Below are 11,662 nucleotides of genomic sequence, written 5' to 3'. Positions count from 1 at the left end.
CAATTAGCAATTAGCAATTAGCAATTAGCAATTAGCAATTAGCAATTAGCAATTAACAAAGGTAAAATTATGTCAACCAATGTGTTATCTGCGTCTACTAATAGTGAAATCGGTGGAGTTGTTCGAGAATTTACTTGGCAGTGGGAAAATCAACAAATTCGTGTGGTTTATGAAAGTTTGGGTACAGGTTCTCCACTCCTACTGCTTCCAGCTTTTAGCACTGTTTCTATGCGCTCGGAAATGGGGGAAATCGGTAAACTGCTGTCTCCCTATTTTCAAGTGACTGCTGTCGATTGGCCCGGTTTTGGTCAATCTTCACGACTTCCAGTTGATTACCAACCCGCTTTATATCAGCAGTTTTTATACGATTTCGTGACTTCTGTATTTAATAAGCCAGTCACAATTATTGCAGCCGGTCACAGTACAGCTTATGTTCTTCAAGTTGCAAACAAAATACCGACAGCATTCTCACGGATTGTCTTGGTAGCTCCAACTTGGCGCGGTCCCTTACCTACCATGGGTGTCAACAGCCAAGTGGCTGGAATCTTTCGAGGAATGGTGCGATCGCCCATCATCGGACAACTTCTTTATAAGCTCAACACTGTTCCATCTTTCTTGAGTTTGATGTACCGTCGCCATGTCTATGTGGATGAAGCAAAACTTACACCAAGCTTCATTCAGTACAAATGGAACAATACTCAACGACCGGGAGCAAGATTTGCACCAGCTGCGTTTGTGACTGGTAATCTCGACGCAGTGAATAACCAAGATGATTTTTTGACGCTGGCGAAGAATCTGTCTGTTCCCTTGATGGTTGTTATTGGAGAATCTAGCCCATCCAAATCCCGTGCTGAGATGAATGCTTTGGCTGAGTTACCGGGAGTGCAATCGACTGTTTTACCGGGTTCTTTGGGTATGCATGAGGAATATCCGTCTGCGATTGTAGAAGCAATTCGGGATTTTTTATTGTTGAATTACAACTAATGTGTTATTGACGACTATCGCACAGGTTGCGATCGCCTTCTTTTATTTCCGAATTCGTCTGTAAATAATCTCGTATGCGATCGCAACCGTAAGCCAGTGCATCTAGATTGAGAATCTTTGATAGATGCCATAAAATCAGCGTGTTGTCTTCGCCGACTGAAGCCAGCAAAGTACCGTCACGACTGAGCGCAATTCCCCTCACTGTTGAACTATGTCCTTTAAGGGTCGTTACTTCCCGACCGTTAAGCTGCCAAAGTTTAACAGTGCTGTCTACACTTGCAGAAGCAACGATCTGACCGTTGGGACTAAAAGCAACTCCCCAAACTGCACCATGATGACCCTTAAAAGTTCGCAGCAAAGTGCCATCAATTTTCCAGAGCTTAATTGTGTTGTCTCCACCGCCAGATGCGATCGTTTGACCGTCGGGGCTAAATGCTACTCTCCATACAGAAGTATCATCATGACTTTGAAGAGTTGTGAGTAACTTACCATCAAGATTCCACAGTCTCACCTTACCGTCACCACCAGCAGAAGCAACCATCCGACTATCTGGGCTAAACGCAACTTGCCAAACACCACCTTCATTCCCTGTTAAAGTGTTTAGCAAACTCCCATTAGGGTTCCAGAGCTTAACGGTATTATCTTGACTTCCTGAAGCTAAAGTTCGACCATCAGGACTAAAGGCAACTGTCAATATCAATGCATCATGACCGGGGAAAGTCTTTAGCAGAGTTCCGTCTTGTCTCCAAAGTTGCAAGTTCTTGTCGCCATTGGCAAATACAATTGACTTGCGATCTGGATTGAAAGCAAGTGAAAAAATCCCAGAAGTTTGTTTTGATTTTAAGAACTTGTTGAGCAATTCACCACGACGATTCCAGAACTTAGCCGTGTGATCGAGACTCCCAGTCGCAATGATTTTGCTGTCAGAACTAATGTCTACTGCCCAAATTGCCGTTCTGTCAGCAACGACAGTTGTTTGGAATGGGTTCTGGCTCTGCCAAAGTTTGACAGTGTTTTCTGACCCTGCAGAAGCCAGAAAACTACCATCTTTGCTCCAGCTGACGCCCCAGACTGAGGCCGTGTGTCCTCTAAGAGTGTTTAGCTCTGTGCCGTCAATACTCCATATTTTTAATGTTTTGTCAATACTTGAGGAAGCCAATCGCCGACCATCTGGACTAAACGCAATATCCTGTACCGCAGCATTATGACCTTTGAGAGTTCTGATGGGGGTACCATCTCGTCTCCAAAGCCTAATTGTTTGGTCGCCACTTGCAGAAGCGATTGTTTGACCGTCGGAGCTAAAAGCCACAGATTCTACGACAGCACGATGACCTTGGAGCGTTTTGAATAAGGTTCCATCTGTTTTCCATAACTTCACTGTCATGTCGAAACTTGTAGAGGCAAGAGTTTGGCCGTCTGGGCTAAATGCGACTCTCCACACTCCTGCAGTATGACCCCGGAAAGTTTTGAGTAAAGTACCGTCTCGCTTCCATAGTTTTACTGTTCTATCCATACCACCTGATGCAAGAGTTTGACCGTCCGGACTAAAGGCAATTCCCCACACTCCAGCATTATGAGCTTGAAACGTTTTGATCAAAGTCCCATCTCTGTGCCAAAGTTTTATTGTTTGATCGTCGCTTGCAGAAGCAATTGTTGTTCCATCAGAGCTAAAATCTATACTCCTTATAGGAGCTTTATGACCTCTAAGAGTTGCAACTTCTTTACCATCCCGCTGCCAAAGTTTAACTGTTTTATCGACACTTGCTGAGGCAATTTGAGAACTATCAGGACTAATTTCCACTGCTAAAACAGCGGCTGTATGCCCTGATAAGTTGTTATGCTCTTCTTCTCCATAAACAGCTTGCTGCAAAATAGCATTGACGTCCTGCTCTATATTTGCATCTACTTTCCCCAGTTTTTGAAGTCTTCGTTTGGCTTTGATTGCGTCTACAAGTGCATCTAACCTGCGATAAGAAGCAAAAAGCCCTTCCGATGAAGAGATTAAGGCTTGAATTTCGCTCAGTCTTGCTTGACGTTCGCTCACAGTTGCTTTGCGGTATTGAAAAAATATTCCCAGCCCCAACGCGCTAGAAACAATTAATCCACTCCCCACAGCAATCAAAAAAAATCTTTGCAGTCTGGCACTTTTTTTCTGTGCAGCCAGTCTGGCTTCTACTTCTTGCAGTCGTTCTGTTTCTAATGCTCGTTGTATTTCTTTTCTCTCATATTCCACAGAAGCAGTGATGAACTGATAATCAAGTTCTTGCAAACTTTTGCCCTGTACCCAAACTTGAGCATCAATCAATGCTTGTCCGCGTAACAGCCGCGAAGAATCTGCTTGCTTTGAGGCAATCCAAGCATCGAACATCTGAGAGTAGGGACGTAGCTCGCCAAGCTGTTTTTCTACCCACTGGAGGTTAAAAATTTCCTCATAAATCCGATTTTTGACTTGCAATATACCTTGACTTTTGATAATTAACCCGCTTAACAGGAGTTCAATTTGTTCGCGACTGTCATCTGCAGGAATTTTTATTCCTTGTAAAACTTGCTGATAAATGCTCAGCAACTTGCCAGCAGAACGTTCGTTCCTAAGAATGCGATCGCGGAGCGTCCGTAAATGCTCTGGTTCGTCTTGAGATTCCCACTTATTAATGATGCGAGAACGAACAATATTTTCTACCCAAGATGCTTCATCTATGGCTGCTTTTTCTTTTTGAACAAGTTTTCCTTGCGATGTTTCAGCTACTAATTGGCAAACTTTTTGAGTTAGAAATGGTTGTCCTGAAGTCCAATTTAGTATTTCTTGAAGAACTAGAGTGGGATGTTCAACTCGTTCTGTTAATCCTTGTGTCAAAGGAATTGCTTCTTCTAAAGTAAAACCATATAACTCAATAGCTCTACCAATGTTAAAAGGAGTTCTATTGCGATCGCGAATTAAGTCAGAGGGAGTTGCCACTCCAAAGAGTGCAAATGTAATGCGGTTATATTCTGAATCAATCGCTCTTTGATTGTAGCAGTAGCGAATCAAGGCAAAAAAATCATCAATTGGGAAACTTAAACTGAGAACGCTATCAATTTCATCAATAAAAATACATAATTTTTCCTTAGGAAATTGCTTCAATAATAATTCTTCGATAAAATCGCTCAATTTTTGTAACAAAGGAATATCATCCTGTTCTTGCCACCAAGTTTTTAAATTTAGTTTTTCCATACAACCAAATCCCCGCCACAAATCTCCAATGATACCTTTGTACCACTGCAAAGGAGTTATTTGTTCGCTACCAATACGGTTCATATCAATAGTTGTACAGCGATATCCTTCTTCTTCTAGATTGTGTTTTGCTCTCACAAGCAACGATGATTTACCCATTTGACGGGTATTAAAGACATAACAAAATTCTCCTGCTTTTAATGCTGTATAAAGTTTTTCATCTGCATCACGTACAACATAACTTGGAGCATCATTGTACAAGCTCCCACCGACTTGGTATTGGCTTAGCATGGAGAATTTGTTTTGATTAATTTTGTAATAATTGATTCTTAAAATATAGCCGATATAGTTCACAACTAGGTGTCACTGAATCACCATTGATATTGACTAACCCAAGACTATCTAGTTTATAAGTTATCAAGGAAGTTAATTTAACAGATTCTTCTACTGCAATCACCTGTTGAAAAGCTTGTTCTAATACGGAATCAAATTTTAATACAGATAGCAGCCTGCGTAAATGACTGCTATAAATACCTGATTCTGTCGGGGCTTCTCGTAAAACTTGTTTCAGTGTCAAATCACCGCGACAAAGGTAATAGAAAGCAAGTCGTAATAAGTAAGGATGACCTCCTACAAGCTCCATCAGTTGTTTGGTTTGGGTACTACTCCAACTGAGTTGGTGACGTTGCGCTAATGCAGACACTTGCTCGGATGTAAATTGTGGTAATTTAAGCGGTAAACCTACATTAAACGGAGATTGATTGAGATGAAGTGGAATATAAATTTCTGTAGAATAAGCAAGAACTAAACGAAGTTTTTGCCAAATTTTTATAACCTTAGCTTGCTCGTACCAAGAGCGTAGCAATGATAAAAAATCTTCTGCGATATCGGGGTATTCAAAGAGTATATTGACTTCATTTAATCCTAAAACGAGAGGCGTCTGCATTTGTTTTAAGAGGTGTCCTTGAAAATAAATAGTACAGCTTACTTTACTGCCCATATCTTCATCCCAATAATCATCCAGTTGGGGGTCTAGCATTAATTGTCTGCTAACATTCATGCTAAACCAACGAAAAAATTTATCTGAGTTGGCTAGCACAGATTTATCCGCTTGCTGAAAGTCAATATTGACGGTACGGTATTCCTGCAATTCACTATAAGAAAAAATCTTCAACATTAAAGATGTTTTTCCCATTTTCCAAGGAGCTTTAATACAAATAATACTGCCTGGTTTCGTCACTTCCTCACAAGCAAGTTCCTCAATGGGAGGACGTACCACATAAAACGGAGAGTCCGCACTAACGGGAGCACCTGGAAATTCCAGTAAAGGAGGAGTACTTTGACTGCGGTGTTGTCCGATAAATTGTTGTTGGGTTTTCGTGAGTTGGCGCGACTCAAATAACAACCGTAAGTTATTTTTATTTATCGGTTCTTTCCAGTAATCGCTCAAGACAGACCACAAGTCGGAAGCCGTGCGACCGAGGTATTCTTTGACGTAATTCGTTTCCTCTGCCATGCTGGCATAAGTTTTCCCTTCCCACGAATAACGCAATACCAATTCTTGTAATGGTGTTAAACTGTCGGGAAGACTGACTTTGAGTAGGTCTACGAGTTCATCCACATTCATTTGTGTAGCTCTATTTTTACCTTATTTTGAGAATCGTATTCAATGGGAGTTGTCATGGCTGTTATCACAAAAGTAACTTTTTTTATTTGCGCGAGTCGTTTTCTCCCAAAAGAGGTTAATTTAGGTACTTGACAGAATCACTTTTACGTGAAGCTCCGATTATAATTAAGTTTTAGCAGTTGTGTTAGTTATATTCAAGATAAGAACAATACATTTTTAGTCTAAAAGTATACAATTTTTTTCTTGGATTTGAAAAATTTTGGAAAGAAAAATAACTTTTTTGATACGGAGTAGAACTCGAAAGAGACGTCCAATCTAAAAATCAAGCTACTGTCTTTACTTCCGGTCACTGATATAAAGTCATATGCTGGAGTAGAAACCATAAGTGTTCTTATATGAAAGTAAAGGGAAAATATTAAGCAATAACACTTAAATTTTTTCGAGAAATTTACCCCTTTCATGATGACATCAAGAAGTGGTTGCAAACACCCCGCTAATTTTCTCTATGCTTGAGATGATTTCTGGAAATTACGAACTACCCTTGGTAACGCTGTCATTTGTGATGGCTGCGATCGCTTCCTATACAGCGCTAGAGTTAGCCTGTCGAGTGACTCCTTCTTCACCATCGAAATCTCGATGGATTTGGAGCATTGGTGGTGCTATAGCAATGGGAACGGGTATTTGGTCAATGCATTTCATTGCTATGTTAGCCTTCCACCTACCCCTTCCCATCTCTTATGACATCAAAATGACAATAATATCTTGGATAGATGCGATTATGGCTTCCGAGATAGCAATGCTTTTATTGAGTCAATCGCAACTTAGCCTGCGGATACTGCTTGGCGGTAGTACCGTTATGGGATTAGCCATTGCGTCCATGCACTACTTGGGAATGGTAGGGATGAAAGTTTCAGGAGCAACAATGCATTACAACCCATGGCTTGTTGCTTTATCAGTAGGAATTGCGATCGCTGCGTCAGGTGCTTCACTATGGCTGGCTTTTCGCTTCCGCAACCCAAGCAAAACTGGTTTGAATCGGTTGAAATTCAGTAGTGCGCTGGTTATGGGGATTGCTATTAGCAGTATGCACTACACTGGGATGTGGGCAACTCATTTTATCCAGGTACCGGAATTATTGCTAGCGATCCCCGAGCCATCGTCCAATGTTGGGTTAGCAATTCAAATCGGTATTGGATCTTTTCTGATTCTGATGACTGCTTTACTGACTTCATTCTTTGACAGTCGGTATGCTGCTCAACTCGTTTGGCAAAAAGCTTTACAAGAAAGTGCTGAACGGGAAAAAGCCTTAACGAAAGCCATTCTGAGAATGCGACAAACATTAGATATTCAGTCTATCTTTAACACAACAACATCAGAATTAAGAGAGGTTATAAATTGCGATCGCGTGGTTATATATCGCTTTCATTCTGACTGGAGTGGAGAATTTGTTGCTGAATCTGTTGGTGATGGATGGAGGTCTCTATCAAAGGAACAAATTAACAATTCCAAACTGCAAGATAATGCTCTTTTAGATAAACGTTGTATTCTCAAGAATGTGGTCGGCGAACCAGACAGTTTCTTTGAAAGTTCTTTTGTTATAAAAGACACTTATCTACAACAGACTCAAGGTGGTGGTTTTGAGGGAGGAACGACCTATCGGGTTGTAGATAATATTTATAATGCTGGGTTTAATGATTGTTATATTAATTTTTTAGAACAACTTCAAGCTAAAGCATATATTATTGTACCAATTTTTTCCAATCGGAAACTTTGGGGATTGTTAGCGACTTATCAAAATTTCCAACCGCGTCAGTGGAAAGATGTAGAAATCAATATTGTTGCACAAATTAGCAATCAGCTAGGAGTGGCTCTAGAGCATTCCGAACTTTTAGAACAGACAAAGAATCAGTCCATAATATTGCAACAAGAAATTCAAGAAAGATTGCAAGCGGAAGCTTTACTCAAGCAACAAAAGCAAGAACTAGAAAAAGCGTTAAGCAATCTCAAACAAGCAGAAGCTCAATTGATTCAGAATGAAAAGATGGTAGCACTAGGACAACTAGTTGCAGGTATTGCTCATGAAATTAACAATCCTATAGGATTTATTTTCGGCAATCTTGAATATACCAATCAATACTTACAAGACTTGCTTCATTTGATTCGACTTTATCATCAAGAGTATCCTCATTCTATATATAAATTCAATGAAATTTTTAAAGAATTAGACTTAGATTTAGTCAGCCAAGACCTAGAAAGCAGCATGATTTCCATGCAAAGAGGCGTTCAACGAATTTGGCAACTCGTTCTTTCTCTCCGCAATTTTTCCAGACTAGATGAATCAAAAATTAAACCTGTCAATATTCATGAAGGTATCGATAGCACTTTATTACTGTTGCAACATCGTCTTAGAGCAACAACATTTCGCCCTGAAATAACAGTCCTAGCAAAGTACGGGCAATTGCCGTTTGTAACCTGCTATCCCAGCCTGCTCAATCAAGTCTTTATGCATTTGTTAAACAACGCCATAGATGCTCTAGACGAACGAAGCAACAAAGAAGATTTTCTGCCCAAAATTTGTATTTACACGGAAATTACAGAGACTCACACTGTCAAGATTCGCATTGTGGATAATGGTTGTGGAATTTCCGATGCAGTAAAGTCTCGTTTGTTCGATCCATTTTTTACTAGCAAGGCAGTAGGTAAAGGGATGGGTTTGGGCTTAGCAATTAGCTATCAAATTATTGTGCAACAGCACCAAGGTAAGCTAACTTATTATTCGGTACCCCGGCAAAGAACAGAGTTTGTCATTGAAATTCCACTACATTGTGCGGGAGTTAACGCAGGGACACAATGTCTCGTACCCGTACAGGGTTAGTTACTGGTTATTAGTTATTAAAGTAATACCAAAGAGAGCAGAAAGTACTTGCTTAAGATCGCCGGGAACGGCATATGTATTTATATCTTTATAAACTATTTTTTCTTGGCGTTGGAAAATTCCAAACTTCCAAGTATCTCCTGTTGTGACAGTTCCATAAAGCATTGGAACTGTCGAGTCAGTCCATCGATCCAGAGCAATTAATTCCACTGCTAGCTGGGTAAAACCCCTAGCTAAATCAGCATTTTTAGCTTCGATGACTAATAAATTTTGCCCAGTAGGAATAAAATAATCAAAGCTACCTTTGAGCCAATTGCTTACCCAAATGAAATATTCAATTTTGAGTGGTGCTTGAATAAACTTACAAACAGTCTTGAGAATTGGAAAGATTAACGCTTCGCGTCGATCCATTTCTGAAGTAGGATCTACTAAGGTCAAATTTTCTTGCAGTTCTACTCTCAATGGTTCTAAATCGATTGGTAATTGTTGTGGCAGTTGAAGATCCGTATTATTCAAGCGAACACTAAATTCAGTGAGAATGTCAGCACTATCATAGGCTAATTCAGCATATTTGCTAAAAGTATAGCTCTCGGATGGATCGAGAATCCTGGCTTTGGTCATGTTACAGGTGGTGCTAAATCACAATTAATTGTAGTAGATAATTAAGTAGGATTGCTTAGAAGTAGTTTTTTAGCAAGCCATACCCACAATCTATTTTCATGTAGTACCTGCACGTAATTAGTATCTACTTGATTGACTCTAGCAAAGATGCTCGGCTGTCTTAATACAATTACCCATATTAAAGTAATAACTTTGTAGAGAAGACCTAACCATCGGTGGTAAACTATAAGTGCAATTAGGTTGAGGTCAGAAGCAGCATGACCTTCTTTAACTTGCTGACGGGAAAATTCTGGTAAGACGATGGACAATCGATCGCTGTGCTGCTGAAGTAACGAGTCAAGTGCAACTGCATCTGCAACAGCCGCAGTACAACCTTGTCCTAAAATACTAAACATTCCATGTGCAGCATCTCCAATTAGGACTGCGCTACCTTCTAGATCGTGATAGCAGGAACACTGACTCCAGTATTCATTTCCTGGCTGGGCTGCCAAGAATGTCTCAGCTTCATTGCTATCGAGTTTGAATGCAGGCAAGTTCTTTGGAGACATTTGTTGTAATAACTGCTGCAATTCTTCTACTGTTGACACTCCACATGGATTGTTGGTGTCGCTACTACCTACTGGTTGCCAGAATATTAGTGCATTGAAACTACTTTCTTTTTGCGGTAACAAAGCACCAAAAATTAGACCAAACTGAGGGCTGTGCTTTTGAAGTCGAATGATGCGGGACGGATGTTGTTGTAGTTCTGGTTGTACGGGTATTTGCAGCACTTTCCAGACGTGCGGTCGTTGCTGCTGTTGAAAATTATTTTTGTCTGGTTTTGAAACCATCATGGCACTTCTGATGGTTGAGTAAATTCCATCCGCCCCGATTAAGAGATCGTATGGCACTTTTTCAGAACCAGTGTCTCCGTCAATGATAATCTCGCGATGTGTAAGATCGACATTTACTACTGGAGTGTTAAAGTTTATCCATAGCCGTGAGTTTTCATTGGACTCGCGCTCGCCATAAAGAGTCAGTAGCGATCGCAATAGTAACGCACACAACTGACGACGCGGAATCAAGATCAATCCACTAGGAAAGTTTATGCCTTGAGAGACTAATTGTTCCTCCAAACCATCAATACTTTTGAACCAATTTTGGATTCTTGCACCCAATCCTAAACCAAATTCTTTGCTATCGCAGTACTCTAAATCAATGGGATTTTTGTTAGATTCGTAAATTTTTACTTTGTAGCTTGGATTTCGGGCTAGCAATCTATGTGCTAAAAATAAACCAGTCGGTCCCGCACCAACAATGATTACATTCATAATACAAGTTAGGTTTGGAAGAAATGTCAGATCTATATTATGCGAGAGACAAACAGTTTATTGAAGCCAAATCTGTGGCTATCTTCTTCCATGTCAAACCTGCATCGTTTGAGAAGAAAATCTGACCATCACTCGTTCCAAATGCAGCGAAATTTTCTAAAGTGGCAACAGTTCCCGTGTTAATGTTACTTGAAAACCACTCTGGCAGACCGCGATCGCATTTCTCAAAGGCTCCCGAGCGATCGAGCGGACGGCGATAGATGGCTGCTTTATTAGTACGGGGACCTGTGGAAGCAGTCATCAAGATGGTATCCTTGCAAACTGCTATGGCTCGCGAATACACAGCATGCAGATTTGCGCGATCGAAGCTCCAAGTATCTCCTCGATCTTGACTGACTGCTAATCCCTCAGCTGTGGCTGCCAGTACTAGTTCTGGACGATTTGGAACAGTTCGGACTTCGTGAACATCAGCATGAAAGTCGATGGTAGGTTGCCAAGACTTTCCTCCATCACGAGAGCGCAAAATACCGCCAACGTGTACGTTGACATAGATTTCTCCAGATTGACTCACTGCAAAAGACCGCACATCAGGAGGATCGCCCCACGGCGTATACCACTCTGAGCGTCCCTCAACATCTTGAAAGCAATTGAAGCGATGCATATTTCCATCTGTAATGCGGATGAGACAGGCTCCAGATGTTCCAACCAAAACTTCACCTTCAAGCGGCAGAATACAGTTCAGTTGTAGATCGTTAACTGAGGCGACTTGATGCCACTGGCTGTTAGAATTGCGATGCCAGACTGAGTTGTGATTCGCGATTGTCCACAATCCATCTTGGCTTAAAGCAAGATCTGTGATGGAATTCCCTTCAAGTTCAATATGCTGCTCGGAATCAAGAAATAGCAAACCCTTAGATGTTCCTGCTACGATTTGGGGCTTGTGCATCACCCGTTCGACATTAGCAAAGTCTGTATCGGCTTGTTGGCGATCGATGGGTTCCATTAGTTGCCGTGTTGTATCGTTCATAATTTGA

General features: G+C 40.9%; 7 protein-coding genes. 2 read left to right on the top strand and 5 right to left on the bottom strand.

All coding sequences use genetic code 11. From position 1 onward, the window contains the following. The first annotated feature begins 69 nt into the window (after positions 1-69). Positions 70-984, top strand: coding sequence for an alpha/beta fold hydrolase (locus AB0756_RS36635; RefSeq protein ID WP_038088664.1), 915 nt, complete (start codon positions 70-72; stop codon positions 982-984). 4 nt (positions 985-988) lie between these two features. On the opposite strand, the gene AB0756_RS36630 is transcribed toward AB0756_RS36635, so the two are convergent. Together AB0756_RS36630 and AB0756_RS36625 are read right to left on the bottom strand one after the other, a co-directional pair. After that, positions 989-4,486, bottom strand: coding sequence for a WD40 domain-containing protein (locus AB0756_RS36630; protein ID WP_050045310.1), 3,498 nt, complete (start codon positions 4,484-4,486; stop codon positions 989-991). 16 nt (positions 4,487-4,502) lie between these two features. Next, positions 4,503-5,822 (bottom strand): AAA-like domain-containing protein, encoded by a 1,320-nt coding sequence (locus AB0756_RS36625; protein ID WP_038088666.1) that lies wholly within the window; start codon positions 5,820-5,822, stop codon positions 4,503-4,505. A gap of 505 nt (positions 5,823-6,327) precedes the next feature. Between AB0756_RS36625 and AB0756_RS36620 the strand changes: the two genes are divergently transcribed. After that, a complete protein-coding gene (locus AB0756_RS36620) occupies positions 6,328-8,697 on the top strand; it encodes an MHYT domain-containing protein (RefSeq protein ID WP_050045309.1) in 2,370 nt (789 codons plus the stop codon). Here AB0756_RS36620 and AB0756_RS36615 read toward each other — a convergent pair whose 3' ends face one another. The 3 genes from AB0756_RS36615 to AB0756_RS36605 are packed head-to-tail and all read right to left on the bottom strand — an operon-like array spanning position 8,698 to position 11,655. After that, positions 8,698-9,318 carry a hypothetical protein gene (locus tag AB0756_RS36615; RefSeq protein WP_038088669.1) on the bottom strand — a complete coding sequence of 207 codons (621 nt, stop codon included), beginning with the start codon at positions 9,316-9,318 and terminating at the stop codon, positions 8,698-8,700. Positions 9,319-9,359: 41 nt separating this feature from the next. Next, positions 9,360-10,628: an FAD-dependent oxidoreductase gene (locus AB0756_RS36610; protein WP_038088672.1), complete on the bottom strand. Its 1,269-nt coding sequence runs from the start codon at positions 10,626-10,628 to the stop codon at positions 9,360-9,362. Between the two features lie 37 nt (positions 10,629-10,665). Beyond that, positions 10,666-11,655: a beta propeller repeat protein gene (locus AB0756_RS36605; protein ID WP_137986127.1), complete on the bottom strand. Its 990-nt coding sequence runs from the start codon at positions 11,653-11,655 to the stop codon at positions 10,666-10,668. Between the last annotated feature and the right edge of the window lie 7 nt (positions 11,656-11,662).

It is taken from the genome of Tolypothrix campylonemoides VB511288_2, assembly GCF_045999855.1.
In the GTDB taxonomy this organism is placed as follows: domain Bacteria; phylum Cyanobacteriota; class Cyanobacteriia; order Cyanobacteriales; family Nostocaceae; genus Scytonema; species Scytonema bouteillei_A.
The sequence above is the reverse complement of the archived record's forward strand: the minus strand, read 5'-3'. Positions and strand labels throughout refer to the sequence as shown.